This window comes from Streptomyces malaysiensis subsp. malaysiensis (assembly GCF_040653035.1).
Lineage (GTDB): Bacteria > Actinomycetota > Actinomycetes > Streptomycetales > Streptomycetaceae > Streptomyces > Streptomyces malaysiensis.
Map to the genome: position 1 here is coordinate 105559 of NZ_JBEZNG010000012.1, position 26087 is coordinate 131645.

The following is a 26087-nucleotide window of genomic DNA, read 5'->3' on the forward strand; positions in this document are numbered from 1 at the left end:
ACCAAAATCATACGGTGTCCGGATCCACCCGGACGATGTCCGAGTGAGTCCGAGCATGCCCGGACCGGCCCGATACGGACCTTCCCCCGACACTCGGCCCCGACGCAAGGGTGTCCACCATCCGGACCGGGCGGGGCCCGTACCCTGGCCCCATGCGGAGCCCGTCGGACCATCACGCCTACCCGACCCACTGGGAAGCCGATGTGGTGCTCAGGGACGGCGGCACGGCCCAGATCCGTCCCATCACCACCGATGACGCCCAGCGGCTGGTCAGCTTCTACGAGCGGGTCTCGGACGAGTCGAAGTACTACCGCTTCTTCGCGCCCTACCCCCGCCTCTCCGACCGCGACGTCCACCGCTTCACCCACCACGACTACGTCGATCGGGTGGGCCTGGCGGCCACCGTCGGGGACGAGTTCATCGCCACCGTGCGCTACGACCGCATCGACGCCCGTGGGATGCCCGCCGCGGCCCCCGCCGACGAGGCCGAGGTCGCCTTCCTCGTCCAGGACGCCCACCAGGGCCGTGGGGTGGCCTCCGCGCTCCTGGAACACATCGCCGCCGTCGCGCGCGAGCGGGGCATCCGCCGGTTCGCCGCCGAGGTGCTGCCCGCCAACACCAAGATGATCAAGGTGTTCACGGACGCGGGCTACACCCAGAAGCGCAGCTTCGAGGACGGGGTCGTCCGGCTCGAGTTCGACCTCGAACCCACCGACCGCTCCCTGGCCGTCATGCGCGGGCGTGAGCAGCGGGCCGAGGCCCGCTCCGTCCAGCGGCTGCTCGCGCCCGGCTCCGTCGCCGTCATCGGCACCAGCCGCACGCCCGGCGGCGTCGGCCGCACCGTGCTGCGCAACCTCCTGGACGGCGGCTTCACCGGCCGCGTCCACGCCGTCAACCACGCCTTCCCCGACGACATGGAGCGTCTGGAGCCCGAGGGCGTCCCGGCCCATCGCTCGCTGCGCGCCATAGAGGAGCCGGTGGACCTGGCCGTCGTCGCCGTCCCCGCCGAGCGGGTGCCCGCCGTGGTGGCCGAATGCGGCGACCACGGCGTCCAGGGCCTCGTGGTGCTCTCCGCCGGGTACGCCGAGAGCGGGCGCGAGGGCCGCGACCGGCAGCGCGACCTCGTCCGCCAGGCCCGGTCCCACGGGATGCGCGTCATCGGCCCCAACGCCTTCGGCGTCATCAACACCGCCGAGGGCGTCCGGCTGAACGCCTCCCTGTCCCCGCAGCTGCCCAACCCCGGCCGGCTGGGCCTGTTCACCCAGTCCGGGGCGATCGGCATCGCGCTGCTGTCCGGACTGCACCGGCGCGGCGCCGGGCTGGCGAGCCTCGCCGGGATCGCCGGGATATCGACCTTCGTGTCCGCCGGGAACCGCGCCGACGTCTCCGGCAACGACCTGCTCCAGTACTGGTACGACGATCCGCGGACCGATGTCGTCCTGATGTACCTGGAGTCGATCGGCAACCCCCGCAAGTTCACCCGGCTGGCCCGGCGCACGGCCGCCGTCAAACCCGTGGTCGTCGTCAAGGGCGCCCGCCACACCGGCAGCGCCCCCACCGGCCATGCCGTGCCCACCACCCGGATCCCGGACGCCACCGTCTCCGATCTGCTGCGGCAGGCGGGCGTCATTCGGGTCGACACCGTCACCGAACTCGCCGACGCCGGGGTGCTGCTCGCCTCCCAGCCGCTGCCCGCCGGTCCGCGCGTCGCGATCCTCGGCAACTCCGAGTCGCTCGGCCTGATCACCTACGACGCCTGCCTCACCGAGGGGCTCCGCCCGCTGCCGCCCCACGACCTGACCACGGCCGCCGCTCCGGAGGACTTCCGGCGCGCCCTTGCCGAGGCCCTTACCGACGACGCCTCCGACGCCGTCGTCGTCACCGCCATCCCCTGGGTCGGCGACGGCAGCGCGCGGGCCCTCGCCACGGCCGTGAGGGAGGCGGCCCAGACGTCCGGGCCCGGCCCTGCCAAGCCGGTGGCGGTGGTCCACCTGGAGATCCAGGAGCTCGCGGAGGCCCTGGCGGGCACCGGCGGCGAGCCCGCCCCGGGCACCCGCCGGATCCCCGCCTACCCCGCCGCAGAGCGGGCCGTGCGCGCGCTCGCCGAGGCCGTGCGGTACGCGCGCTGGCGGCAGGAGGCCGCCGAGCCCGGACGGGTCCCGGAGTACGACGACATCGACGAGGCGGGCGCGGCCGCCGACATCCAGGTGCTGCTCGCCCCGGCCGAGGGCGCGAGCGCCGGGACCGGTGAAGGCGCGAGCGGCGGGGCCGGTGAAGGCGCCGGCGGTGAGATCGGTGACGGCGCCGGTGACCGTACGAGCGTCGGCGCGGAGAGCGGCGCCAGCGGCACCGCGGGCGCCGGTCCCGGCGACGACGTGAGCCCCGGCGTCGAGCTGTCCGCCGCCGACACCCAGCGCCTCCTGGCCCGTTACGGCGTCAGCGTGCTGCCCGCGCTCCCCGCGCCCGACCCCGACACCGCCGTGCGCGCCGCCGAGCGGCTCGGCTTCCCGGTCGCGCTCAAGCCCACCGCCCCCCACCTGCGCCACCGCGCCGACCTGGGCGGAGTGCGGCTGGAGCTGGGCGTCGAGCCGGAACTGCGCCGGGCCTACGCCGAGTTGACCGACTACCTGGGCCGGCCCGAGGAGCTGGGGCTGGTCGTGCAGCGGATGGCACCGCGCGGCGTGGACACCGTCGTACGGGCCGCCATCGACCCCGCCGCCGGGGCCGTGCTCTCCTTCGGGCTCGCCGGCGCCCCCTCCGAACTGCTCGGCGACACCGCCCACGGTCTCGTCCCCGTCACCGGCCGGGACGCCGCCGAGCTGATCAGGTCGATCCGGACCGCGCCGCTGCTGTTCGGCTGGCGCGGCTCCAAACCGGTGGACACCGCGGCCCTGGAGGAGTTGCTGCTGAGGGTGTCCCGTCTGGTGGACGACCATCCCGAGATGGTCGCCGTCGATCTCGAACCCGTCGTCGTCGCCCAGCACGGCCTCTCCGTGCTCGGCGCCTCGGCGCGGCTCGCCCCGCCGCCCCCGCGCACCGACCTCGGCCCGCGCCATATGCCCGCCTACTGAGTCTTGCGGGCCTTGGCGGGCACAGGCGCCGGTGTCGGCGCGGCCCCGTAGGATGGTGCCCATGGCGAAGACCGGTACGACGACCCAGGGTCTGCGCGCGGCGATCGAGCGCAGCGGCTATTACCCGACACTCGTGGCCGAGGCGGTGGAGGCCGCCGTGGGCGGCGAGCCCATCGTGTCGTACCTGGTCCACCAGGAGACCACCTTCGATGCCAACGAGGTCCGCCGCCATGTCACGGTCCTCGTCCTCACCGGCAATCGCTTCATCGTCAGCCACACCGACGAGCAGGCCGCGGACGGCACCTCCCCGTCGCCGTACGCCACCACCTCCACCGAGTCCGTGAAGCTCCAGCGGATCTCGTCGGTCGTGCTCAGCCGGGTCGTCGCCAACCCCGAGTCGTACACCCCGGGCACGCTGCCCCGCGAGGTGGTGCTGACCATCGGCTGGGGCGCCGTCAGCCGCCTCGACCTGGAGCCCGCCGCCTGCGGCGACCCCAACTGCGAGGCCGACCACGGCTACACCGGCTCCTCCACCGCCGACGACCTCAGCCTGCGGGTCAGCGAGGCGGGGGACGGCCCCGACACCGTCCGCCAGACCCTCGCCTTCGCCCAGGCGCTCTCCGAGGCCACCGCGGCCACCCCGGACACCGGTCGCTGATGTCCGGTTCCGCCACCGGCCCGCTGTCCTCCGCCGCCTCCCTCTGGGCCGAGCCCACCCCGCTCGACCCCCGCTCCGCCCCCCTGCCGAAGTACGGCACCGGCTCGCTCGCCGATCTGCTGCCCGCCGTCGCCGCGGGGCAGGAGGTCCCGGGGGTCTCCTCCGATCTGGTGCTCGCGCCCGCCGACCGGGTCTGCGTCTTCCTGGTCGACGGCCTCGGCTGGGAGCTGCTGCGCGCCCACCCCGAGCAGGCGCCCTTCCTGACCTCGCTGCTGCCCAGTTCGCTGAACGGTTCCGGGAAGCCGCTCACCGCGGGTTTCCCGTCCACCACCGCGACCTCGCTCGCCTCGGTGGGCACCGGGCTGCCTCCCGGCGCCCACGGCCTGGTCGGCTATACGGTGCTGGACCCGGCCACCGGCCAGTTGATGAACCAGCTGCGCTGGCAGCCCTGGACGGATCCGCACCTCTGGCAGCCGTATCCGACCGTCTTCCAGCTGGCGGACGCCGCGGGCGTGCACACCTGCCAGGTCTCCGCGCCGACCTTCGCCGAGACCCCGCTCACCAAGATCGCGCTGAGCGGCGGCACCTTCCACGGGCGGCTCACCGGTGAGGAGCGGATGGACCTCGCGGCCGAGCAGCTCGGCGCCGCGGGCCGCTCGCTGGTCTACACGTACTACAGCGAGGTGGACGGCAAGGGGCACCGCTTCGGCGTGGACTCGCGCGAGTGGCGTGATCAGCTCCGCTATGTCGACGGGCTCGTCCAGCGGCTCGCCGAGCGGCTTCCGCCCCGCTCGGCGCTGTATGTCACCGCCGACCACGGCATGATCGACATCCCCTTCGACCCGGACTCGCGCATCGACTTCGACGACGACTGGGAGCTGCGCGCGGGCGTCGCGCTGCTGGGCGGCGAGGGCCGCGCCCGCCATGTGTACGCCGTCCCCGGCGCCGCGGGCGATGTGCTCGCCGTCTGGCGTGAGGTGCTGGGCGAGCGGATGTGGGTGGCCTCCCGTGACGAGGCCATCGAGGCGGGCTGGTTCGGCGGCCCCGGCGGTGCCGATGGCGGCGGTAAGGGCGTCGACGACCGGGTGCGCCGGCGGATCGGCGACATCGTGGCGGCCGCCCGCGACGACGTCGCGATCGTCGCCTCGCACACCGAGCCCAAGGAGTCCGCCATGGTCGGGCTGCACGGTTCGATGACCCCCCTGGAGCAGCTGGTTCCGCTCCTCGAAGTACGCTCCTGAGCGCCCCTCTTCACCCGCCCTACGAAAGGCTCCGCCTCCCCATGCCCGAGCTGGTGTTCTTTTCCGGAACGATGGACTGCGGGAAGAGCACCCTCGCTCTCCAGATCCAGCACAACCGCTCGGCGCGCGGGCTCCAGGGGATGATCTACACCCGGGACGACCGGGAGGGTGAGGGCAAGCTCTCCTCGCGCCTCGGGCTGGCCACCAAGGCGATCGAGGTCGCCGACGACCTCGACTTCTACACCCATGTGGTCCACGCGCTGACCGCCGGGGGCCGGGTCGACTACATCATCGCGGACGAGGCGCAGTTCCTGACCCCGCCGCAGATAGACCAACTCGCCCGGGTGGTCGACGACCTGGAGGTGGATGTCTTCGCCTTCGGCATCACCACCGACTTCCGCAGCAAGCTCTTCCCCGGCTCCCAGCGCCTGGTGGAGCTCGCCGACCGGGTGGAGGTGCTCCAGGTGGAGGCGCTGTGCTGGTGCGGCGCGCGGGCCACGCACAACGCCCGTACCATCGGCGGCCAGATGGTCGTCGAGGGCGCCCAGGTCGTCGTGGGCGATGTCAACCGGCCGGAGAGCGAGGTCGGTTATGAGGTGCTGTGCCGACGTCACCACCGGCGCCGGATGACGGCCGCCCGAGCGCGCGCCGCCGCCCTGTCGCCGGATGTGCTGCCCGTCGACTGAGGGGGCGTCCGGTGGATCGGCCCCCAGCCCTCCGGCCGGCGCTCCGGCTCACCCCTCGGTGCGCCGCACGACGGTGAAGGCGGCCCCCTGCGGGTCCCGCACCGTGGCCCGATGAGCGGTCGCCCCTCGCGTCGGGGGCCGCACCACCTGACCGCCCAGCGCGGTCACCCGGCGCACCGTCTCGTCCACATCGTCCACCGCGAAGTGCGTCATCCAGTACGGGCCGCGGCCGCGGGGCAGGGCGTCGCCCACGCTCTGGATCGCGCAGACCGGCCGGCCGTCCAGGCGCAGGGTGCGGCAGCCCGGCTCCTCCGGGGCCGCCGTCTCCGCCTGGTAGCCGAAGACCATCCGGTAGAACTTCAGGACCCCGGTGCCGTCACGGGTCAGCAGCTCGTGCCAGACCGGAGTGCCCGGCGCCCCGGGCTCGGCCGCCGCGTAGGCGCACTCCTGCCACACCCCGAAGACGGCGCCCTCGGGGTCGGCGGCGATCAGCATCCGGCCGGCCTCGTCGGTGTCCAGCGGGCCCACGGCCACGGTGCCGCCGCACGCGCGGATCATCTCGGCGGTCTCATCGGCGTCGTCGGAGGCCAGATAGGTCATCCAGGCCACGGGCAAGTGGCGTTCGGGAGGCAGCTCGCTCAACCCGGCGACCGGCCGGCCGCCCTGGACCGCGCGGACATACGCGCCCAGCTGCTGTGGGCCGGGGGTGAACTCCCAGCCGAACAGGGAGTGGTAGAAGTCCTGTGTCGCGGCAAGGCTGTGCACCATCAGGCTCGTCCAGCAGGGCGTGCCCGGTGTGCGCCGAGTCGCTGCCTCGGTCATACGTCATTCTCTCCTCGGACCATCGTGGTGGACGTACGGCCCCGGGCCGGTCGGCGGCGCGGGGCGGTCGTGCGGAGGTGCTGATGCGGGGGGCCCGACAGATGTTTGCACCACCTGTCGCACATAGCGCCCTGGCGGAGCCGCAATTCGCCGTGCCTCACAGCAGAATGCCCGAATTATTGCCGCACATCCGTTTCGGCTTCATTGCGCTCTGGTGTCACCCAGACGTACACCGGGTGACCGGGTGGTCCAATCGTCGCAGAGAACCTACGCAAGGATGATCCCCATGAACGCCATCATCACCGCATCCGATCTCATGAGCGAGCTGGCGGAAGATCGCCATCCGCTGCTGCTCGATGTGCGCTGGCAGCTCGGCGGGCCTCCCGGCCGCCCCACATACGAGGCGGGGCATCTGCCTGGTGCCGTCTACGTCGATCTCGACACCGAGCTCGCGGGCCCGCCCGGAAAGTCCGGCCGCCACCCCCTGCCCGATCTTTCCGCGTTCGCGACCGCGATGCGTCGAGCCGGGGTACATCAGGACCGGCGCGTGGTGGTGTACGACGGCGGACAGGGGTGGGCCGCGGCGCGCGCGTGGTGGCTGCTGCGCTGGGCGGGGCATTCATCCGTCCGGGTGCTCGACGGAGGGCTGCCCGCCTGGACGGCGGTTGGCGGCACCCTGACCACCGATGTGCCGGACGTGCCCGAGGGCGACTTCGTCCCGCGGCCCGGGGCGCTGCCGCTGCTGGAGGCGGATGACGCGGCGGCGCTCGCGCGGCGCGGGGTGCTGCTGGACGCGCGGGCGGCCGAGCGCTACCGGGGGGAGGTCGAGCCCATCGACCCCGTCGGCGGCCATATCCCGGGTGCGGTCTCCGCCCCCACGGCCGAGAACGTCACCGCGGACGGCCATTTCCTGCCCGCCGATCAGCTGGCGGAGCGGTTCGCGGCCCTGGGCGCCACCGGGGACGCCGAGGTCGGGGTGTACTGCGGCTCCGGGGTCTCGGCCGCCCACCAGGTGCTGGCGCTGGCGGTCGCGGGCGTTCCGGCGGCTCTGTACGTCGGCTCCTGGAGCGAATGGTCCTCGGACGCGGACCGTCCGGTGGCCACGGGCTCCGAGCGGGGCTGAACACACCGACGGGCCCCGTCACCGGCGTACGGTGGCGGGGCCCGGTTCGGGCGCCGCGGGCCGTGGCGCGGCCCGGCGGCTCCTTCCGTCGCTACTCCTGCTTCTTGCGCCGGGTGCCGAAGACGATCTCGTCCCAGCTCGGCACCGCGGCCCGGCGGCCCGGACGGACGCCGTCCGCCTCCGCCTGACGGTCCGTCGTACCGGTCAGCCGGTCGCGGTGGCCCGCCACCGAGCGCGGCATCAGCACATCCGCGTACGCCGAACCCGCGCTCGCCGCGGAGGCGGGCGGCTCGACGGCCTCCTCCTCGGCGGGCTCGTCCGGCGCGGGGGCCGACGCGACCGGCGATTCGGGCACGACCATGTCGCCCCGGAAGTTGGGCACGGCCTCCAGCAGGCTGGTGAGCGAGTCCCGCTCACCGAGGCCGTCGTCCAGCGAGGCGGACGCGGGCGCCGGGGAGTCGTCGTCGATGCGCTCGGACGACGTACGGTCCCGGTCCCGGTCGCGCGGCAGCCGGGCGATCCGCGGCACGAACGGGAAGCTGGGCTCGGGCGTGTCGTCGGCCTCGCCGATCAGCGCCCGCGCCTCGTCGTCCACCGCCTGGACCAGCCGCCGGGGCGGGTCGTAGGTCCAGCTCGCCGAGTGCGGCTCACCGGCGACCCGGTAGACCAGCAGCACCTCCCAGGTGCCGTCGTCGCGCCGCCAGGAGTCCCACTGCGTGGTGTCCTTCTCCGCGCCGCGCAGCAGCAGCCGCTCCGCGACGGCCTCGCCGAGCTGCGGTCCGGTGTTCTCGCCGGGGCGGCGCACGGGAGTCTTACGGGCACGCTCAGCCATGAAGGCGCGCTCCGCGAGCACCGGGCCCTCGAAGCGCCGCACACGGTCGACGGGGATGCCCGCCATCTGCGCGACCTCTTCGGCGGTGGCGCCGGCACGTATACGGGCCTGGATGTCACGGGGCCGCAGATGGCTCTCGACCTCGATCTCGATCTGGCCGAGCCGAGCGCGGTCGTTGCGCACCGCGGCGCGCAGTCGCTCGTCGATGGGAAGTGTGTACTCCGTGCTGTCCGCAGCCTTGAGCACCAGCCGTGTGCCGTCGTTGCTGACGGCCACGACACGCAGTTCGGGCATGGGGACCTCCCGGGTGGTGCCTGCCGACGTCACGGTTGCGTCGCTGCTCTCCCGCTAGACGAGTGTGGCCTGCCCGGGGTGCAGCGTGCCACAACTTTGCCGAGTTGCCCGGGCCGGTTGTTTGCCGCCTTCTGACCCCTCCCGTTGGGTCCGGGCGGCCGGACGGGAAAGCGGGGCCAAGGCTCGTCACAGTACTCCATTCGGGCCGCTCAGGTGGAGCGGCACGCCAGCCGAGTTCATGGCCGGAGGGGCGATCGAAGCCTGAATCCTTCGAAGTGAGGCCCAATTTGGGTGGCAAGTTTCACAGAAACGACAGAATCGGAACGATCTGCTTCGTTTATTGGTCACTTCTCCCTGAGGGCTGGAACGAATGTCCACAGCGAGGCGGGAGATGCACGGCAAGGCCGACGGCGACGGACAACACAAGAGCGGGCGGATGGACCTGAGCGTGGCCCATGTGGCCGGCAGCGCGCTGGCGGCCGTCGCCGCCGCGGTGCTCGCGTCCAGACTGGGCGTCTACGGGACGATCCTGGGCGCCGGCGTGGTGAGCGTGGTGGCCACCGCGGGCGGCACCGTCTTCCAGCACTTCTTCCGGCGTACCGGTGAGCAGATCAAGGAGGTGCGGGACCAGACGCGGCCGACGGGGCGGCGGCGGTTCGCCGGGCCCGCCGAGCCGGTCACGCCCCCACGGACGGCGGCGGCATCCGGCGAGTACGGCGAGCCGACCACGCACGGCACCCGGCGGCGCGTCCGGCGGCGCCCCGTCCTCGCGGCGCTGGCCGTCTTCGTCGCCGCCATGAGCGTCATCACGGGGATCGAGATGTTCTCCGGCGGCCCGGTGTCCAACGTCTGGGGGGAGGACCGGACCGGAACCACCGTCAGCGACAGCGTGGGCGGCTCCTCGGGGTCGAAGTCCACCCCCGGCCCCTCGCGCCGGGGCCCGGACGCCCCGTCCCGGAGCCCCGGCTCCTCCGGGGGCGGCGGCGATGAAGCGCCCTCCCCGCGCACCTCCCGTGGGGGCGGCGCGGCCGACGCCTCGACCGCGCCGACGACCGATCCATCCGGATCATCCGGCTCCGGCAAGGGCTCCGGCCCGGAGGGCGGTACGGACGCCCCGACCGCGCCCGGCACCTCCGCGCCCGCCACCCCCGGCCCCTCCCGGACCCCGTCCGGCGGTGCCACGGAGGGCGGAACGGATGGTTCCGGCGACGCGACGCCCACGCCCGGCGCCACCGGCGCGCCGTGACACCTCAGCTGACAAGCGGCCGTGACGCCTCGGCCCACGGGCCGGCCGTGGCGCCCTCGGTCCACCGGCCGGCCGTGGCGCGTCAGTCGCCGAGCACCCGCCGCAGATAGTCGTTGGTGAACAGCCGGTCCGGGTCCAGCCGGTCGCGTACCGCCGTGAACTCCCCGAACCGCGGATAGACCCCGGACAGATAGGCGGCGTCCCGGCTGTGCAGCTTGCCCCAGTGCGGACGGCCACCGTGGGCGATCATGATCTGCTCGGCCGCCGTGAAGTACGCCCGGTGCGGGGTGCCCCGGTACAGATGGACGGCGATGTACGCGGTCTCGCGCCCGGAGGCGGTGGACAGCGCGATGTCGTCGGCGGGCGCGGTGCGCACCTCCACCGGGAAGCTGACCCGCAGTCCGGACCGCTCGACGGTCGCCTTGAGCTCGCGCAGCGCGGTGACCGCGGCCTCGCGCGGCACGGCGTACTCCATCTCCAGGAACCGCACTCGGCGCGGAGAGGTGAAGACTTTGTAAGGGATGTCCGTGTAGGTCCGGGCGGACAGGGCACGGCTGGAGATTTTGGCGATTCCGGGAATGGTCGCGGGGACCGCCCGGCCCACCGAACAGGCCACCTGGAAGATGCCGTTGGACAGCAGCTCGTCGTCCACCCAGCCGCTGACCCGGCCCACCGGAGCGGCGGGACCCGTGCTGCGGTTGTTCCGCTTGGTGTTGCAGTTGCCGGTGTGCGGGAACCAGTAGAACTCGAAGTGCTCGTTCTCGGCCACGAGCTGTTCGAAATCGGCCATCACACGGTCGAAGGGCATCGGCTCCTCGCGTGCCGTGAGCAGAAACTCCGGTTCCACCCCGAAGGTGATCTCGCTGACCACACCGAGCGCACCGATCCCGATCCGGGCCGCCGCGAAGATCTCCGGGTTCTCCTCCGCCGAGCAGCGCAGCACCGAACCGTCCGCCGTCACCAGCTCCAGACCCTTGATCTGGGCGGCGATCGAGGCGCTGTCCCGGCCGGTGCCGTGGGTGCCGGTGGCGGTCGCCCCGGCCACGGTCTGCTCCATGATGTCGCCCATGTTGACCAGCGACAGCCCATGAGCCGCCAGCGTCTCGTTGAGCTGCCGCAGCGGTGTCCCGGCCGCGACGGTCACGGTGCCCGCCTCGCGGTCCAGCTCGCGCACGCCCGCCATCCGGTCGGGGCGTATCAGCAGCCCGTCGGTGGCGGCCGTGGTGGTGAAGGAGTGGCCGGTGCCCACCGCCTTCACCTTCAGCCCCTCCGCCGCCGCCCGGCGCACCACCTCGGCCAGTTCCCCGGTGGACGACGGGGCCACGATCCGCGCCGGACGGGCCGTCACATTCCCCGCCCAGTTATGCCACCCGCTGCTCCGTACGGTCTTCACGGTCCTGACGGCCATCCGCATCCGACCCCTCCCGCTGTGGCGCCGGCCGGAGCCGGCGGTACCCGAGGAACGCCACCGCCGCCGCGAGCGCCCCGGCCACGGCCGGCACCACGTACCCCGCACGGGCGCCGGCCGCGTCCACCACCCATCCGGCGGCCGACGAGCCGAGCGCCACTCCGACCGCGAGCCCGGTGCTCACCCAGGTCATCCCCTCGGTCAGATGCGCGCGTGGTACGTGCCGTTCGACGAGGGCCATGGTGGTGACCATCGTGGGTGCGATGGCCAGGCCCGCGACAAAGAGCGCCACGGCCAGGAACGGCAGGTTCCCGACCAGTTGGAGCGGGATCATACTCACGGCGATCGCACAAATACCCCACAGCCAACGACGGGACACCGGTCCGCTCAGGCGCAGCACCCCGAAGACCGCGCCCGCGAGACACGAGCCCAGCGCGTACACCGCCAGGACCAGGCTCGCCGCGCCCTTGTGGCCCTGGTCCTCGGCGAAGGCCACCGTCACCACGTCGATCGCCCCGAAGATCGCGCCGGTCGCCATGAAGGTGGCCACCAGCACCTGGAGCCCGCGCGAGCGCAGCGCCGAACCACCGGTGTGCTGCCCGCGCGGATGCGGTACGGGCTCGGTGGCCCGCTGCGCGGTCAGCGAGAAGACCCCGGCCGCCAGGAAGCAGGCGGCCAGCAGCGGGCCCGCCTCCGGGAACCAGGAGGTGGACAGGCCGATCGAGATGACCGGACCGACGATGAAGCAGACCTCGTCGACGATGGACTCCCAGGCGTACGCGGCGTGCAGCTCGCGCCGGGAGTTCTCGTAGATCGCCGCCCAGCGGGCCCGCACCATGGAGCCCACGCTGGGCACACAGCCGGACACCGCGGCGAAGACGAACAGCGTCCAGTCCGGCCAACCCCGGTGCGCGCTCAGCAGCAGCCCGCAGATGGCGGTGAGCGCCACCAGGGTCGCCGGGCGCAGCACCCGGCGCTGGCCGTGCCGGTCGACCAGCCGGGAGATCTGCGGTCCCATGGCGGCGGCGGAGAGCGCCAGCGTGGCCGACAGGGCGCCCGCGAGCCCGTACCGGCCGGTGAGTTCGGAGACCATGGTGACCAGGCCGATGCCCGCCATGGACAGTGGCATCCGCCCGAGGAAGCCGGCCGCGGAGAACCGCTTGGCGCCGGGGGCGGCGAAGATCGCGCGGTAGGGGCTGGTTCTGGGCAAGGCAGGCTCCGCCGTGAGCAGGGTGGGTAAGGATCGTACGAGCTGAAACAGATTACGGGCACGCCCCCGGTTCGCGCAGGGCCGTTTCCCGCCGGTCCGGGGCTGGTGGCAGGATCGGGAGCATGCCGGATCAGTCAGTACAGCCATCCCCCGACCCCTATGACGCACTGCTGTTGCTCTCCTTCGGCGGGCCCGAGGGCCCTGAGGACGTCGTGCCGTTCCTGGAGAACGTCACGCACGGGCGGGGCATCCCCCGTGAGCGGCTGAAGGAAGTCGGCCGGCACTACTTCCTCTTCGGCGGGGTCAGCCCGATCAACGCGCAGAACCGCGAGCTGCTGCACGCGCTGCGCAAGGACTTCTCCGAGCACGGCCTGGAGCTGCCGGTCTACTGGGGCAACCGCAACTGGGCGCCGTATCTGACCGACACCCTGCGCGAGCTGGTCACCGACGGCCACCGCCGGGTCCTGGTGCTGGCCACCAGCGCCTACGCCTCGTACTCCGGCTGCCGCCAGTACCGCGAGAACCTCGCGGACGCCCTGGCCGCCATGGAGGGCGAGGGCCTGCCGCTGCCGCGCGTCGACAAGCTGCGGCACTACTTCAACCACCCCGGCTTCGTGCGGCCCATGGTCGACGCCACGCTGGCCGCCCTGGCGGAGCTGCCCGAGGAGCGGCGTGCCGGGGCCCACCTCGCCTTCACCACCCACTCCATCCCGATCACCGCCGCCGACACCTCGGGCCCGGTGGCGGCGCACACCGAGGACGGGGAGGGCGGCGCGTATGTCGCCGAGCACCTCGACGTCGCCCGGCTGATCGCGGACGCGGTGCGCGAGGAGACCGGCGTGGAGCGGCCCTGGCGGCTGGTCTACCAGTCGCGCAGCGGCGCACCGCACATCCCCTGGCTGGAGCCGGACATCTGCGACCACCTCGAGGAGCTGCACGGCGAGGGCGTGCCCGCCGCCGTCATGGTCCCGATCGGCTTCGTCTCGGACCATATGGAGGTCAAGTACGACCTCGACACCGAGGCCACGGCCAAGGCCGCCGAGCTCGGCCTGCCGGTCTCCCGGGCCTCGACCGTCGGCGCCGATCCGCGGTTCGCCGCCGGTGTGCGCGATCTGGTGCTGGAGCGCGCGGCCACCGAGCGCTTCGCCGAGGGCCGGGCGGCGGCCGCCCCGGAACACTGCGCCCTGGGCGCCCTCGGCCCGAGCCATGACGTATGCCCGGTGGGCTGCTGCCCGGCCCGGTCGCCGCGCCCCGCCGCCGCGGGGTCCGACTGACCCGTTCGCCCTCCGCGCCCAGGCCCGCCACCGCCGCCCGCCCATCCGGGCAATCCGCTAAGGAGCACGATGACCGACCCGCTCATGACCGAACTCCTCGAGACGGCGCTGGAGGCCGCCCGCGGCGCGGGTGAACTGCTGCGTGACGGCCGCCCGGCCGACCTCGGGGTGGCGGCCACCAAGACCAGCCCGATCGACGTCGTCACCGAGATGGACATCGCCGCCGAGAAGCTGATCACCGACCTTCTGGCGCGCCGCCGCCCGCAGGACGGGGTGCTGGGGGAAGAGGGCACCGACAGCGCGGGCAGCAGCGGGGTGCGCTGGGTGATCGACCCGCTCGACGGCACCGTGAACTATCTCTACGGACTGCCGTCGTGGGCGGTCAGCATCGCCGCCGAGAAGGACGGCGAGGCGGTCGTGGGGGTGGTGATCGCCCCGGTGCGCGGTGAGACCTTCCAGGCTGTCCTGGGCCAGGGCGCCCGGCTGAACGGGGAGCCGGTGCACTGCCGCCCCGCGGCCCCGCTCGAGGAGTCGCTGATCGGCACCGGCTTCGGGTACGTGCGCGAGCGCCGTATCGGGCAGGCCAGGGTCCTGAACGAACTGCTGCCGCGGGTGCGGGACATCCGGCGCGGCGGCTCGGCCGCCATCGATCTGTGCGATGTGGCCTGCGGCCGGCTGAACGGCTACTACGAGCGCGGGCTCAACCCCTGGGACTTCGGGGCCGGTGCGCTCATAGCGCGCGAGGCGGGCGCGCTCACCGGGGGGCGGCCGGGCGTCCCGGCCTCCACGGAGCTGACCATCGCCGCCGCCCCCGGCCTCTTCGAGCCGCTGCGGGGGCTTCTGGACGACCTGGGCGGCTGGCACGACTGATCCCGCCCCGCCGCCGTCCACCCACGGCGCCCACACACGAAAGCGCCCCGGTGCCACGAGGACACCGGGGCGCTTCGGCGTGGTTACCGGAGGTTTTCTGGATCACCATCCGGCGGTGAATGGGAATCGGCTACGCGGAATCCGGATCTGGATCGGGTCCGGAATCCACAAGGGATCAGGCAAACGAGGCGCTTACTTCGACGCCGTGCTCGGCGGCGAGGCGACGGAGGTCTTCCAGCTCCGACTGCTCCACGTCCACAAGGAAATCGTCGCCCGTCTCACGGGCGCGAATGAGATCGGACTTGGTGTTCTCTATGCGCTGCAGAATGCCTGCGGTGAACGCGTCCATGTTGCGCCCCCTCGTCGTGGGTCGGTGGCACGGGGGTGTGCCGACGGCGGGGCGATCACGTGCGGCCCTTGCCGACGGCAATGACAGCCAGAGATGCCGGGGACAAGGCGTGATCGCGGGTGTGCAGTCGTCCTCCCCGCCCCGTCCTCGGCGGAAACCTCCGGTCCCGAAAGAATCTGAATTCGGTGTTCCGGCCGCCGCGGCCCCGCCACCGCGCCCATGATCCGGTCCCCGGGATCCCGCGGTGATCCCTCTTACCGCCGGTTTATGAGACTTCGAGGCAGGATGGAGGCGCCGAACGCTCATCGAGTTTGGCGAGATCGAGCCCACTGCGGCAACAAGCCCACTGCGGCAATGAAGGAAGGACTAACGACGTGCGTGTACTCGTCGTCGAGGACGAGCAGCTGCTCGCCGATGCGGTGGCCACCGGACTGCGCCGGGAGGCCATGGCCGTCGACGTCGTGTATGACGGAGCCGCCGCCCTGGAGCGGATCGCGGTCAACGACTACGACGTCGTCGTCCTCGACCGGGACCTGCCCCTCGTGCACGGCGATGACGTCTGCCGCAAGATCGTCGAACTCGGCATCCCCACCCGGGTCCTGATGCTCACCGCCTCCGGCGATGTCAGCGACCGTGTGGAGGGCCTGGAGATCGGCGCGGACGACTATCTGCCCAAACCCTTCGCTTTCAGCGAACTGATCGCGCGCGTCCGCGCGCTCGGCCGCCGGACGACCGTCGCCCTGCCGCCCGTCCTGGAGCGCGCCGGGATCAAGCTGGACCCCAACCGCCGCGAAGTGTTCCGGGACGGCAAGGAGATCCAGCTGGCGCCGAAGGAGTTCGCGGTCCTGGAGGTGCTGATGCGCAGCGAGGGCGCCGTGGTCTCCGCGGAGCAGCTGCTGGAGAAGGCGTGGGACGAGAACACCGACCCGTTCACCAACGTGGTCCGGGTGACCGTGATGACCCTGCGCCGCAAGCTGGGCGAGCCCGCGGTGATCGTCACCGTCCCCGGCTCGGGTTACCGGATCTGATCCGGCATGGCGACGACCCCGACCCCGAGCCCGCCGCCGCCGACGGTGCCGCCCAAGCCCAGCTGGGACCCGCACGCCGGCTCGCGCCCCAACCCCTTGCTGCGCCCGACGATCCGGATACGGCTGACCCTGCTGTACGGCGGGATGTTCCTGATCGCCGGAGTGGTGCTGCTGACGATCATCTACCTGCTGGCCGCCCAGGCCCTGCACGTCGGCAACGAGCTGCCGTTCAAGCTGGTCGGCGGCAGCGTCCAGCCGACCAACAACACCTGCCCCGAGATCATCGGCCAGAGCAGCCCCGACCAGTTCAACGCGGTCCTGAACACCTGCATGAAGGAGCAGCGCCAGCTGGCCCTGGACGGGCTGCTGCGCCGCTCCCTGATAGCCCTGCTGGGCCTGTCCGTGATCGCCTTCGCCTTCGGCTACGCGATGGCCGGGCGGGTGCTCTCGCCGCTCGGCCGGATCACCCGGACCGCGCGCCAGGTGGCGGGCTCGGACCTGTCCCGCCGGATCGAGCTGGACGGCCCGGACGACGAGCTCAAGGAGCTCGCCGACACCTTCGACGAGATGCTGGAGCGCCTGGACCGGGCGTTCACCGCCCAGCAGCGGTTCGTCGCCAACGCCTCGCATGAGCTGCGCACCCCGCTGGCGATCAACCGCACCCTGCTGGAGGTGCAGCTCTCGGACCCGCAGGCGTCCCCGGAGCTGGTGCAGTTGGGCAAGACCCTGCTGGCCACCAACGAGCGCAGCGAGCAGCTGGTGGAGGGCCTGCTGCTGCTCGCCCGCAGCGACAACGAGATCGTCGACCGCAAGCCGGTGGACCTCGCCGAGGTGGCCTCCCAGGCGATGGAGCAGGTGCGGGCCGAGGCGGAGGACAAGGGCGTGGAGCTGCGCGGGCAGCGCGCTCCCGCGGTGGTCCAGGGCAACGGGGTGCTGCTGGAGCGGATCGCGCTGAACCTGGTCCAGAACGCGGTGCGCTACAACGTGGCAGAGGACGGCTGGGTGGAGGTCACCACCGAGAGCCGGCAGGGCCAGGCCGTGCTGGTGGTCGCGAACACCGGCCCGGTGGTCCCGGCCTACGAGATGGACAACATCTTCGAGCCCTTCCGCAGGCTCCGTACCGAGCGCACCGGCAGCGACAAGGGGGTCGGCCTCGGGCTGTCGATCGCGCGCTCGGTGGCACGGGCCCACGGCGGCAGGATCGCGGCGGAGCCGCGTGAGGGTGGTGGCCTGGTGATGCGGGTGGTACTCCCGGTCTGACGTCGGAAGGGTCCGGGCCGGGGACCCGCCGCGATGTGTTCGCTTTGGGCGGAATTTTCGTGATCCGCCCACCAGAGGTACAGTGTGTGATCGATCACATGGGCGATTTTCCGGCCATATACTCTGTGTGATCGTCACGGTTGACGGAAAGCCGGGAAAATCCGGGTTTTCGGGGGCCGTGATCACGGGAAGTACACGTCATGGCGCATGCGAGTGCGACATTCGGACCGTGTACGGTCCCGATGGCCATCCAACCCGATCACCTCTTCAGGGGTGCGGTTGGGTGTCGATTGAGTAACAGACCTTGATGTGAGGCAAAATCTCCGCCTCGGGTCGGGCACAAGTCCGGCCTCTCACGCGTTACGTGCGCTGGAGACACCACAGACACCCAGAGGGGGAGAGCGACATGGCAACGGATTACGACACCCCACGCAAGACCGACGATGACGTCAACGAGGACAGCATCGAGGAACTGAAGGCCCGGCGTAACGACAAGTCCGCGTCCACCGTCGACGTGGATGAGTTCGAGCAGGCGGAGGGCCTGGAGCTGCCCGGTGCGGACCTCTCCAACGAGGAGTTGTCCGTCCGCGTGCTGCCCCGTCAGGCCGACGAGTTCACCTGCATGAGCTGCTTCCTCGTGCACCACCGCAGTCAGCTGGCCGCCGAGACCAAGAACGGCCAGCCGATCTGCCGCGACTGCGCGGCCTGAGCCGCGGGGTCGGCGTGGAGGTGGAGCACGACGACATGGACGAGACCGAGCGGGGCCGGGTGGCCTCGCTCGCGACCGCTGTCGGCCGTGGCATGAGACGGGGCGGTGAGCGCGCGAGAGCGGGGGTCTACGCGGTCGCCGACCGGATCATTGCCAACGCTCCGCGCATTCCTGTCCGCGATCTCGCGACGCTGCGCAAGCAGTTCCCGGGGCTGGGCCCCGAAGAGCTCGCGGACAAGCTGGTGGCCGGTGCCGCGGGCGGCGCCGCCACAGTGGGTGCGGGCGTCGGCGCAGCGGCGATGCTGCCGGCCCCGCCCGCCATGCCCACCGAGCTGGCCGCCGAGATCGTCGGCGTGGCCTCCATAGAGATCAAGCTGATCGCCGAGCTGCACGAGGTCTACGGGGTGCGTGCGCCCGGCACCGCGCGTCAGCGCGCCATGGCCTATCTCGGCGCCTGGTCCGAGGAGCGCGGTATCGACGTCGCCCAGCCGGCGACCGTCAACGCGGCGCTCGGCGTCCACATGAAGCGCGAGCTGCGGCAGCAGGTCCTCAAGCGCAGCTTCCGGAACATGCCGGTGCTGGCGCCCTTCCTGATCGGAGCGGCCGTGGGAGCCACGATGAACCGCCGCGACACCAAGAAGCTCGCGCGCAAGGTCCGCAAGGATCTCCGGGCCAGACAGGTCCCGTGGGACCTCCCGCTGCCCCTGACCAAATGAGCCCCTCGCGGCCCCCCACACGCCCCTGTTACGCGGTGCGCATGGCCGTGAGCGCGGCGGCGAGCGCCTCCGGATTCCGTGTGGACACATACACATACGGTGTTGGATCCTCCGGATCGGTGACATCCACCCGCAGCGCGGTCGGAATGTAGCTGCGCAGCAGCATGAACGCCCGCGGATCGGCCTTGTAGGAACGCCAGGCGACCGCCTCGTCCGCGTCCAGCACCTCCGGCGTGCCCAGCGCCGACACCGGGATCCTCGCCTCGCCGGCCACCAGCGAGTCCGCCACCACGCGCACCCGGGCCGACCCGTACGAACTCACCCCGACACAGGCCAGCGCCGCCCCACCGATCAGCCCGCCGAGCATCGGCAGGGTGCCGAACGGCAGCATGATCAACCCCACCGCGACCCCGGTCAGGACGGCGATGAACCACCAGGAACGGGGTGCGCTGAGGCGTTCGTCGTAAGGCTGCATGCGTATCAGCTTGGCATGGCCGCCGAACCGGGTTGTTCTCGCGGGTAAGGTCAGCCGTTGTGAGTGGACGAACGATAGGGCTGACGCCGCCGGAGGGTGCCACGGAACCCGTGCGCCACCCCGACGCGCCCGCGCCCGGGGAGCCCCTCGGCGCGCACTACGACCAGTGCTTCGGCTGCGGTGACCAGTCGCGGGGTCTGGGGCTGAGCGCACGAGCGGGCGAGGGCGTGAGCGTCACCGCCGACTTCACGGTGGGCGCCGGCCATCAGGGCGCGCCGGGCCTGGCCCACGGCGGGGTGCTGGCCGCGGCGCTGGACGAGACGCTCGGCTCGCTCAACTGGCTCCAGCGGGTGATCGCGGTGACCGGGCGGCTGGAGACGGATTTCGTACAGCCCGTGCCGGTCGGCACCGAGCTGCATCTGGAGGCACGGGTGACCGCCGTGCACGGCCGCAAGATCTACTGCTCGGCCGCGGGCCGGATCGGCTCTCCGGACGGCCCCCTCGCCCTGCGGGCGCAGGCCCTCTTCATAGAGGTGCGGGTCGACCACTTCATCGAGAACGGCCGGGCCGAGGAGATCGACGCGGCGCTCGCCGATCCGGATCAGGTGAAGCTCGCGCGCGCTTTCGAGGTGAACCCATGAGTCCGGTCCCCGTCGACGTGCTGATCCGCCGGGTGGACCCCGAGGTGCCGATCCCCGGCTACGCCCACCCCGGCGACGCGGGGGCCGACCTGGTCACCACCGAGGCGGCCGAGCTGGCCCCCGGGGAGCGCGCGGTTCTGCCCACCGGAGTGTCTATCGCGCTCCCGGAGGGGTATGCCGCCTTCGTGCATCCACGGTCCGGACTCGCCGCGCGCTGCGGCGTCGCCATGGTGAATGCCCCGGGGACCATCGATGCCGGGTACCGTGGAGAGATCAAGGTGATCGTGGTCAATCTGGACCCGCGCGAGAGCGTGCGGTTCGAGCGCTTCGACCGGATCGCCCAATTGGTCGTCCAGCAGGTCGAGAAGGTGCGCTTCCAGGAGGTGGCGGAGCTTCCCGGGTCGGCGCGGGCCGAAGGGGGCTTCGGGTCCACCGGCGGTCATGCCGCCGTGGACGGCACAACGGGCAGGGCAACGGGCGGGAATAGATACGCTTCGGTCGGTTCCGACCGGGAAGGACGATGACGTGTTCGGACGTCGCCGCAAGCGCAGCAAGGAGGACGTCGAGTCGCTCGACGTGACCTCCGATGAGTTGGCCGAGGACGCGAAGGACGCGGACGGTGCTGAGGACACCGCCGCACCCGCGGACACCGGCCGGGTGAGCCTGCCGCCGGCGCCGCGCCCCGAGGGCCCCTGGGACGTGTCCGAGGTGCGCGAGCCCGGCGAGGGCCGGGTGGACCTCGGAGGTCTGTTCGTACCCGGTGTCGAGGGCATGGAGCTGCGGGTGGAGGTCGCGGGGGACGCGATCGTCGCCGCGACCGTGGTGCTGCGGGACAGCGCCGTGCAGCTCCAGGGGTTCGCCGCGCCCAAGAAGGAAGGCATCTGGGGCGAGGTGCGCGACGAGATCGCCACCGGCATCACCCAGCAGGGCGGGGTCGTCGACGAGGTCGAGGGCCCGCTCGGCTGGGAGCTGCGTGCCCAGGTGCCGGTGCAGCTCCCCGACGGCAAGAACGGTGTGCAGGTGGTCCGCTTCGTCGGTGTGGACGGGCCCCGCTGGTTCCTGCGCGGTGTGATCTCCGGGCAGGGCGCGGTGCAGCCCGAGACCGGCAGTCTCCTGGAAGCGATCTTCCGGGACACGGTCGTGGTGCGCGGCGAGGGCCCGATGGCCCCGCGCGACCCGATCGTCCTCAAGCTGCCGAACGACGCGCAGATGGTGCCCGACGGGGTGCAGCAGGACGAGGCGCAGGGCTCGCGGTTCGCGGGCGGCGCCGACCGGCTCCAGCGCGGCCCGGAGATCTCCGAGGTGCGCTGAGCCGCCGTCGCACTCGGCAGCGGAGCCAAGGCCCGAAGGGGCCCGGGGCAGGGCCCCCGGGCCCCTTCGGCGTTCTCCGGGGCCTTTCCGGGGCCCTTTTACGCGGCCTTCCGGAGCTCTCTTCCGCGGCTCCGGGGTTTTCTCGCGACGCGTTGAACACACCCGCCGCACCACCCGTACTCATGGGCGCGAGACCTTGTGGCGCTCCGAGGGGGAGAGGGCGCGTCGCGAGACACACCCTGTCCGACCTCAACGAGGTGAGTGATCAGATGTCGCGTGGCCTTCCGTTACTCCACCGCCGGAGAATCCTCCTCTCCGGCGCGATCGGCGGTATCACCTGTGCGGGCGTCGTGGTGGGAGCCGCCATGGCCGGTCAGGGCAGCGGCGGCACCGATGCGTCGACCAAGGCGGCCTCGGCCATCAGCTGCCCCGCCGTCGCCGGTTCCCTCCCGGAGATCCCGGCGGAGGCCCAGGCCGAGGTGGACCGCAACCTCGCCCTTCTGGACACCCAGATAGCGGAGGCCGACAAGCGGCTCGGCACCAGCCAGGGCGAAGGCGGGCCCGACTTCGTGCGGAACGCCATCCTCGGGCCCCTGGCGGACAAGCGGAAGTCCACCCTCGACCGCATCGCGATCTCCATCGGGCGGCATGCCGAGAAGCCCGCCGGGCTGGACTCGCTCGCCGAGTGCACGCTGTCGGACGGCGGGACGGGCGCGGGCTCCGGCACCGACACCGGCGCGGACGGCGGCGCGACCCCGACCGCCGCCGCGTCCGAGCCCGCCGGCGGGGGAGCCGAGGCGGGCTCCGGGGCCGAGCAGGGCGGGGGAGCCGGGCAGGGCGATGGGGCCGGCGCGGGCTCCGGCCGGACGATCAGCTGCCCTGATGTCGCCTCCGAGATCGGCGACGTCCCCGCCGCCGCCCAGGCCGAGGTGGACCGCAATGTCGCGCTGCTCCGGACGCAGCTCGACGAGGCCAACAAGCGCCTGGCGTCCTCCGCGGGAGAGGGCGGCCCCGACTTCGTACAGAACGCCATCCTGGGCCCGCTGAAGGACAAGCGGGCGTCGACGATCGACCGCATCGAACTCTCATTCTCCCGCCAGGGCTCGACCGCCCCCTCCGGTCTCGACGCCCTGGCGGGCTGCTCGCTCACGTCCGGCTGAGCCGACGGCGTAAGGCCGGCCCGGTGTGAGCGTCTACCGGTGGGCCGTACTCTTCTCTGCGGAGTACGGCCCACCGGCTTTTTCCCGCGATGTCGCCCGGGGGCGATGCGGATGGGCCCATCGAGCCCGATGGGGCCGCCCGGCGTCAGAGATGCGTCAAGAGGGCGCCGATGGCCGTAAGGGAGCCGTCAAGGGACGGCCGCCCCGGGCGGGGGCGGGGTTTCCTCGACAGGTATCGCCCTCCGGAAGCTCGCCAAGGGCTCAGGCGCCGTCCAACGGGGAAAGCCGTCCAACAGGGAAAATAGGGGCATGGGACGCGGAAAGTTGCGGATCTACCTCGGTGCGGCACCCGGCGTCGGCAAGACCTACGCGATGCTCTCCGAGGGGCACCGCCGGGTCGAGCGTGGCACGGACCTCGTGGTGGGCTTCGTGGAGCACCACGGCCGTCGGCGCACGCAGGTGATGATGCACGGGCTCGAGGAGGTGCCCCGCCGGGAGCTGGAGTACCGGGAGAGCGCCTTCAGCGAGATGGACGTGGACGCGGTGCTGGCGCGCCGCCCCGCCGTCGCGCTCATCGACGAGCTCGCCCACACCAACATCCCCGGCTGCCGGAACGAAAAGCGCTGGCAGGACGTCGAGGAGCTGCTGCGGGCGGGCATCGACGTGGTCTCCACCGTCAATATCCAGCACCTGGAGTCGCTGGGGGACGTGGTGGAGTCGATCACGGGAGTGCGCCAGCGGGAGACCATCCCGGACGAGGTGGTGCGCCGGGCCGACCAGATCGAGCTGGTCGACATGTCGCCCCAGGCGCTGCGCCGCCGTATGGCGCACGGCAACATCTACGCGCCGGACAAGGTGGATGCCGCGCTGTCGAACTACTTCCGGCCGGGGAACCTGACCGCGCTGCGCGAGCTGGCCCTGCTGTGGACCGCCGACCGGGTGGACGAATACCTCCAGCAGTACCGCGACGAGCACTCCATCCGCACCACCTGGCAGGCCCGTGAGCGCATCGTCGTCGGGCTGACCGGCGGTCCGGAGGGGCGGACGCTGATCCGCCGGGCCGCCCGGATGGCGGCCAAGGGCTCCGGCAGCGAGATCCTCGCCGTCTACATCGCCCGCAGCGACGGACTGACCTCGGCCTCGCCCAAGGAGCTGGCGGTCCAGCGCACCCTCGTCGAGGACCTCGGGGGCACCTTCCACCACGTCATAGGGGAGGACGTCCCGGGGGCGCTGCTGGAGTTCGCCCGCGGGGTCAACGCGACCCAGATCGTGCTCGGCTCCAGCCGCCGCAAGACCTGGCAGTACGTCTTCGGACCCGGGGTGGGCGCCATCGTCGCCCGGGACTCCGGGCCCGACCTGGACGTCCACATCGTCACCCATGACGAGGTCGCCAAGGGCCGCGGACTGCCGGTCTCGCGCGGCGCCCGGCTCGGCCGCTCCCGGCTGATCGCGGGCTGGGCGGTCGGAGTGGCCGGACCGGTGCTGCTCACCCTGCTGCTCACCGCCACCGGCGCCACCCTCGCCTCCGAGATCGGACCCGGCTTCGCCAACGAGGTGCTGCTCTTCCTGTTCCTCAATGTGCTGGCCGCCCTGCTGGGCGGCATGGCGCCCGCGCTGGCCTCGGCGGCCGTCGGATCGCTGCTGCTCAACTACTACTTCACCCCGCCCACCCACACCCTGACCATCGCCGACCCCGAGAACATCGTCGCCATAGCGATCTTCGTGGCGGTGGCCGTCTGTGTGGCCTCCGTGGTGGATCTCGCCGCCCGCCGCACCCATCAAGCCGCCCGGCTGCGCGCCGAGTCCGAGATACTGTCCTTCCTCGCGGGCAGCGTGCTGCGCGGCGAGACCAGCCTGGAGGCGCTGCTGGAGCGGGTGCGCGAGACGTTCGGCATGGACTCGGTGGCGCTGCTGGAGCGGGAGAGCGATGTCGCCCCCTGGACCTGTGCGGGCAGCGTGGGCGCTCTCGACGGGACCCCGCCGCCCGAACGGCCCGAGGACGCGGAGGTGGACATGCCGGTCGGCGACCATATGGCGCTCGCGCTCTCCGGCCGGGTCCTGCCCGCCGAGGACCGCCGGGTGCTCGCCGCCTTCGCCGCCCAGGCCGCCGTCGTCCTCGACCGGCAGCGGCTGACCCAGGAGGCCGGACAGGCCCGTGAGCTGGCCGAGGGCAACCGCATCCGCACCGCGCTGCTCGCCGCCGTCAGCCACGATCTGCGCACCCCGCTCGCGGCCATCAAGGCGGCCGTGAGCTCCCTGCGCTCCGACGACGTCGCCTGGTCGGCGGAGGACGAGGCCGAGCTGCTGGAGGGCATCGAGGACGGCGCCGACCGGCTGGACCACCTGGTGGGCAACCTCCTGGACATGTCCCGGCTCCAGACCGGCACCGTCACCCCGCTCATCCGGGAGATCGACCTGGACGAGGTGGTGCCGATGGCGCTCGTCGGCGTCCCGGAGGCCAAGGTCGCCCCCGACATCCCCGAGGAACTGCCGATGGTCGCGGTCGACCCCGGGCTGCTGGAGCGCGCCGTCGCCAACATCGTCGAGAACGCGGTGAAGTACAGCCCGCCGGACCGCCCCGTGCTGGTCGCCGCGAGCGCCCTCGGCGACCGGGTGGAGCTGCGCGTCGCCGACGGCGGCCCCGGCGTGCCGGACAGCGAGAAGGACCGCATCTTCGAGCCCTTCCAGCGGTACGGGGACGCCCCGCGCGGCGCCGGGGTCGGCCTCGGGCTCGCCGTCGCCCGCGGCTTCGCGGAGGCCATGGGCGGGCGGCTGACCGCCGAGGACACCCCCGGCGGAGGTATGACCATGGTGCTCACGCTGCGCGTCGCCGCCGGGCGCCCGCCGGTCGACCCCGGCCTCCCGGTCCAGGTCGGCTCCACGTCAGGCACGACAGAACGGAAAGGCAGGCCCGCCAGATGAACCGGGTGCTCGTGGTGGACGACGAGCCGCAGATCGTGCGCGCCCTCGTGATCAACCTGAAGGCGCGCAAATACGAGGTGGACGCCGCCGCGGACGGCGCCACCGCACTCCGGCTCGCCGCCGCCCGCCATCCCGATGTGATCGTGCTCGACCTGGGCCTGCCCGATATGGACGGGGTAGAAGTGATCAAGGGGCTCCGGGGCTGGACCCGGGTGCCGATCCTGGTGCTCTCCGCCCGTCAGACCTCCGACGAGAAGGTCGAGGCCCTCGACGCCGGGGCGGACGACTACGTCACCAAGCCGTTCGGCATGGACGAACTCCTCGCCCGGCTGCGCGCGGCCGTCCGCCGCGCCGAACCCGCCGGGCAGCCCGACGACTCGGTGGTGGTGGAGACCGAGACGTTCACCGTCGACCTGGCCGCCAAGAAGGCCCACCGCGACGGCCGCGATGTGCGGCTGACCCCCACCGAATGGCATCTGCTGGAGGTCCTGGTGCGCAACGCGGGCCGCCTGGTCAGCCAGAAGCAACTGCTCCAGGAGGTCTGGGGCCCCTCGTACGGCACCGAGAGCAACTACCTGCGGGTCTACATGGCCCAACTCCGCCGCAAGCTGGAGACCGACCCCTCGCATCCGCGCCACTTCATCACTGAGCCGGGGATGGGGTATCGCTTCGAGCGGTGAGGCGTGGGGCGGGTGTCCGGCCGGGGGTCCGGGGGTTGCCCCCGGGGGATGCTGTATCACTGAGCCGGGGATGGGGTATCGCTTCGAGCGGTGAGGCGTGG

General features: G+C 72.4%; 24 protein-coding genes. 18 read left to right on the plus strand and 6 right to left on the minus strand.

Features of this window, described 5'->3' with window-relative positions; genetic code table 11:
• Positions 1-152: 152 nt before the first annotated feature.
• The 4 genes from AB0E24_RS24045 to AB0E24_RS24060 all read left to right on the plus strand — a co-directional run bounded on the left by AB0E24_RS24045 (position 153) and on the right by AB0E24_RS24060 (position 5656).
• Positions 153-3071 (plus strand): bifunctional acetate--CoA ligase family protein/GNAT family N-acetyltransferase, encoded by a 2919-nt coding sequence (locus tag AB0E24_RS24045; protein WP_359379759.1) that lies wholly within the window; start codon positions 153-155, stop codon positions 3069-3071.
• A gap of 61 nt (positions 3072-3132) precedes the next feature.
• Positions 3133-3729, plus strand: a complete 597-nt coding sequence (locus tag AB0E24_RS24050; RefSeq protein ID WP_069867846.1) for a DUF5998 family protein — start codon at positions 3133-3135, stop codon at positions 3727-3729.
• Entirely contained in the window at positions 3729-4970 is a 1242-nt protein-coding gene (locus tag AB0E24_RS24055; protein WP_359379762.1) for an alkaline phosphatase family protein, read from the plus strand. The genes AB0E24_RS24050 and AB0E24_RS24055 overlap by 1 nt, the downstream gene beginning before the upstream one ends.
• Positions 4971-5011: 41 nt before the next feature.
• Positions 5012-5656 (plus strand): thymidine kinase, encoded by a 645-nt coding sequence (locus AB0E24_RS24060; RefSeq protein WP_069867844.1) that lies wholly within the window; start codon positions 5012-5014, stop codon positions 5654-5656.
• Positions 5657-5704: 48 nt separating this feature from the next.
• Here the strand turns inward: AB0E24_RS24060 and AB0E24_RS24065 are convergent, their stop codons facing one another.
• Entirely contained in the window at positions 5705-6478 is a 774-nt protein-coding gene (locus AB0E24_RS24065) for a VOC family protein (protein ID WP_147966458.1), read from the minus strand.
• 286 nt (positions 6479-6764) lie between these two features.
• Between AB0E24_RS24065 and AB0E24_RS24070 the strand changes: the two genes are divergently transcribed.
• Entirely contained in the window at positions 6765-7601 is an 837-nt protein-coding gene (locus tag AB0E24_RS24070) for a sulfurtransferase (protein WP_147966457.1), read from the plus strand.
• Between the two features lie 91 nt (positions 7602-7692).
• Here AB0E24_RS24070 and sepH read toward each other — a convergent pair whose 3' ends face one another.
• The gene (gene sepH / locus AB0E24_RS24075; protein WP_093706618.1) at positions 7693-8760 is read right to left on the minus strand and encodes a septation protein SepH; all 1068 of its coding nucleotides are present in this window, start codon (positions 8758-8760) and stop codon (positions 7693-7695) included.
• 337 nt (positions 8761-9097) lie between these two features.
• On the opposite strand from sepH, the gene AB0E24_RS24080 reads away from it, so the two are divergent.
• The gene (locus AB0E24_RS24080) at positions 9098-9973 is read left to right on the plus strand and encodes a hypothetical protein (protein WP_359379768.1); all 876 of its coding nucleotides are present in this window, start codon (positions 9098-9100) and stop codon (positions 9971-9973) included.
• An 82-nt stretch (positions 9974-10055) separates the two neighbouring features.
• Here the strand turns inward: AB0E24_RS24080 and AB0E24_RS24085 are convergent, their stop codons facing one another.
• Entirely contained in the window at positions 10056-11381 is a 1326-nt protein-coding gene (locus tag AB0E24_RS24085; protein WP_359379770.1) for a D-arabinono-1,4-lactone oxidase, read from the minus strand.
• The gene (locus AB0E24_RS24090; RefSeq protein WP_079259233.1) at positions 11335-12591 is read right to left on the minus strand and encodes an MFS transporter; all 1257 of its coding nucleotides are present in this window, start codon (positions 12589-12591) and stop codon (positions 11335-11337) included. Before AB0E24_RS24090 ends, AB0E24_RS24085 begins: the two co-directional genes overlap by 47 nt.
• 122 nt (positions 12592-12713) lie before the next feature.
• Here AB0E24_RS24090 and AB0E24_RS24095 point away from each other — a divergent pair, with 122 nt between their 5' ends.
• Both AB0E24_RS24095 and AB0E24_RS24100 read left to right on the plus strand, forming a co-directional pair.
• The gene (locus tag AB0E24_RS24095) at positions 12714-13865 is read left to right on the plus strand and encodes a ferrochelatase (protein ID WP_147966454.1); all 1152 of its coding nucleotides are present in this window, start codon (positions 12714-12716) and stop codon (positions 13863-13865) included.
• Positions 13866-13934: 69 nt separating this feature from the next.
• Positions 13935-14735, plus strand: coding sequence for an inositol monophosphatase family protein (locus tag AB0E24_RS24100; RefSeq protein ID WP_147966453.1), 801 nt, complete (start codon positions 13935-13937; stop codon positions 14733-14735).
• 175 nt (positions 14736-14910) lie between these two features.
• Here the strand turns inward: AB0E24_RS24100 and AB0E24_RS24105 are convergent, their stop codons facing one another.
• Positions 14911-15084 (minus strand): hypothetical protein, encoded by a 174-nt coding sequence (locus tag AB0E24_RS24105; RefSeq protein WP_020867951.1) that lies wholly within the window; start codon positions 15082-15084, stop codon positions 14911-14913.
• A 374-nt stretch (positions 15085-15458) separates the two neighbouring features.
• On the opposite strand from AB0E24_RS24105, the gene AB0E24_RS24110 reads away from it, so the two are divergent.
• The 4 genes from AB0E24_RS24110 (at position 15459) to AB0E24_RS24125 (ending at position 18797) form a co-directional block, all read left to right on the plus strand.
• The gene (locus tag AB0E24_RS24110) at positions 15459-16112 is read left to right on the plus strand and encodes a response regulator transcription factor (protein ID WP_014055413.1); all 654 of its coding nucleotides are present in this window, start codon (positions 15459-15461) and stop codon (positions 16110-16112) included.
• A 6-nt stretch (positions 16113-16118) separates the two neighbouring features.
• Entirely contained in the window at positions 16119-17372 is a 1254-nt protein-coding gene (locus AB0E24_RS24115; protein WP_069867837.1) for a sensor histidine kinase, read from the plus strand.
• Positions 17373-17778: 406 nt separating this feature from the next.
• Positions 17779-18081, plus strand: coding sequence for a DUF4193 domain-containing protein (locus AB0E24_RS24120; protein WP_009714537.1), 303 nt, complete (start codon positions 17779-17781; stop codon positions 18079-18081).
• A gap of 35 nt (positions 18082-18116) precedes the next feature.
• Positions 18117-18797 (plus strand): hypothetical protein, encoded by a 681-nt coding sequence (locus AB0E24_RS24125; protein WP_202543524.1) that lies wholly within the window; start codon positions 18117-18119, stop codon positions 18795-18797.
• Positions 18798-18825: 28 nt separating this feature from the next.
• On the opposite strand, the gene AB0E24_RS24130 is transcribed toward AB0E24_RS24125, so the two are convergent.
• On the minus strand, positions 18826-19272 hold the full coding sequence (locus tag AB0E24_RS24130) for a DUF3093 domain-containing protein (protein WP_069867835.1): 447 nt from the start codon (positions 19270-19272) through the stop codon (positions 18826-18828).
• A gap of 59 nt (positions 19273-19331) precedes the next feature.
• Here AB0E24_RS24130 and AB0E24_RS24135 point away from each other — a divergent pair, with 59 nt between their 5' ends.
• The 6 genes from AB0E24_RS24135 (at position 19332) to AB0E24_RS24160 (ending at position 25986) form a co-directional block, all read left to right on the plus strand.
• The gene (locus AB0E24_RS24135; protein ID WP_069867834.1) at positions 19332-19913 is read left to right on the plus strand and encodes a PaaI family thioesterase; all 582 of its coding nucleotides are present in this window, start codon (positions 19332-19334) and stop codon (positions 19911-19913) included.
• The gene (gene dut, locus AB0E24_RS24140) at positions 19910-20437 is read left to right on the plus strand and encodes a dUTP diphosphatase (RefSeq protein ID WP_069867833.1); all 528 of its coding nucleotides are present in this window, start codon (positions 19910-19912) and stop codon (positions 20435-20437) included. The genes AB0E24_RS24135 and dut overlap by 4 nt, the downstream gene beginning before the upstream one ends.
• A 1-nt stretch (position 20438) precedes the next feature.
• A complete protein-coding gene (locus AB0E24_RS24145; RefSeq protein WP_069867832.1) occupies positions 20439-21224 on the plus strand; it encodes a DUF3710 domain-containing protein in 786 nt (261 codons plus the stop codon).
• Positions 21225-21493: 269 nt separating this feature from the next.
• Entirely contained in the window at positions 21494-22384 is an 891-nt protein-coding gene (locus tag AB0E24_RS24150; RefSeq protein ID WP_251773071.1) for a hypothetical protein, read from the plus strand.
• 309 nt (positions 22385-22693) lie between these two features.
• Positions 22694-25306: a DUF4118 domain-containing protein gene (locus AB0E24_RS24155; protein ID WP_069867830.1), complete on the plus strand. Its 2613-nt coding sequence runs from the start codon at positions 22694-22696 to the stop codon at positions 25304-25306.
• The gene (locus tag AB0E24_RS24160; protein WP_069867829.1) at positions 25303-25986 is read left to right on the plus strand and encodes a response regulator; all 684 of its coding nucleotides are present in this window, start codon (positions 25303-25305) and stop codon (positions 25984-25986) included. Before AB0E24_RS24155 ends, AB0E24_RS24160 begins: the two co-directional genes overlap by 4 nt.
• The last annotated feature ends 101 nt before the right edge of the window (positions 25987-26087 follow it).

Excerpts from the sequence above, each read along its gene's own strand:
- AB0E24_RS24070 (WP_147966457.1), top strand. The coding sequence starts at position 6,765 with ATGAACGCCATCATCACCGCATCCGATCTCATGAGCGAGCTGGCGGAA.
- AB0E24_RS24130 (WP_069867835.1), bottom strand. The coding sequence starts at position 19,272 with ATGCAGCCTTACGACGAACGCCTCAGCGCACCCCGTTCCTGGTGGTTC.
- AB0E24_RS24120 (WP_009714537.1), top strand. The coding sequence starts at position 17,779 with ATGGCAACGGATTACGACACCCCACGCAAGACCGACGATGACGTCAAC.
- AB0E24_RS24160 (WP_069867829.1), top strand. The coding sequence starts at position 25,303 with ATGAACCGGGTGCTCGTGGTGGACGACGAGCCGCAGATCGTGCGCGCC.
- AB0E24_RS24155 (WP_069867830.1), top strand. The coding sequence starts at position 22,694 with ATGGGACGCGGAAAGTTGCGGATCTACCTCGGTGCGGCACCCGGCGTC.
- AB0E24_RS24065 (WP_147966458.1), bottom strand. The coding sequence starts at position 6,478 with ATGACCGAGGCAGCGACTCGGCGCACACCGGGCACGCCCTGCTGGACG.
- AB0E24_RS24150 (WP_251773071.1), top strand. The coding sequence starts at position 21,494 with ATGTCGCGTGGCCTTCCGTTACTCCACCGCCGGAGAATCCTCCTCTCC.
- AB0E24_RS24050 (WP_069867846.1), top strand. The coding sequence starts at position 3,133 with ATGGCGAAGACCGGTACGACGACCCAGGGTCTGCGCGCGGCGATCGAG.
- AB0E24_RS24105 (WP_020867951.1), bottom strand. The coding sequence starts at position 15,084 with ATGGACGCGTTCACCGCAGGCATTCTGCAGCGCATAGAGAACACCAAG.
- AB0E24_RS24055 (WP_359379762.1), top strand. The coding sequence starts at position 3,729 with ATGTCCGGTTCCGCCACCGGCCCGCTGTCCTCCGCCGCCTCCCTCTGG.
- AB0E24_RS24085 (WP_359379770.1), bottom strand. The coding sequence starts at position 11,381 with ATGGCCGTCAGGACCGTGAAGACCGTACGGAGCAGCGGGTGGCATAAC.
- AB0E24_RS24095 (WP_147966454.1), top strand. The coding sequence starts at position 12,714 with ATGCCGGATCAGTCAGTACAGCCATCCCCCGACCCCTATGACGCACTG.
- AB0E24_RS24100 (WP_147966453.1), top strand. The coding sequence starts at position 13,935 with ATGACCGACCCGCTCATGACCGAACTCCTCGAGACGGCGCTGGAGGCC.
- AB0E24_RS24115 (WP_069867837.1), top strand. The coding sequence starts at position 16,119 with ATGGCGACGACCCCGACCCCGAGCCCGCCGCCGCCGACGGTGCCGCCC.
- dut (WP_069867833.1), top strand. The coding sequence starts at position 19,910 with ATGAGTCCGGTCCCCGTCGACGTGCTGATCCGCCGGGTGGACCCCGAG.
- AB0E24_RS24045 (WP_359379759.1), top strand. The coding sequence starts at position 153 with ATGCGGAGCCCGTCGGACCATCACGCCTACCCGACCCACTGGGAAGCC.
- AB0E24_RS24080 (WP_359379768.1), top strand. The coding sequence starts at position 9,098 with ATGTCCACAGCGAGGCGGGAGATGCACGGCAAGGCCGACGGCGACGGA.
- AB0E24_RS24125 (WP_202543524.1), top strand. The coding sequence starts at position 18,117 with ATGGACGAGACCGAGCGGGGCCGGGTGGCCTCGCTCGCGACCGCTGTC.
- AB0E24_RS24060 (WP_069867844.1), top strand. The coding sequence starts at position 5,012 with ATGCCCGAGCTGGTGTTCTTTTCCGGAACGATGGACTGCGGGAAGAGC.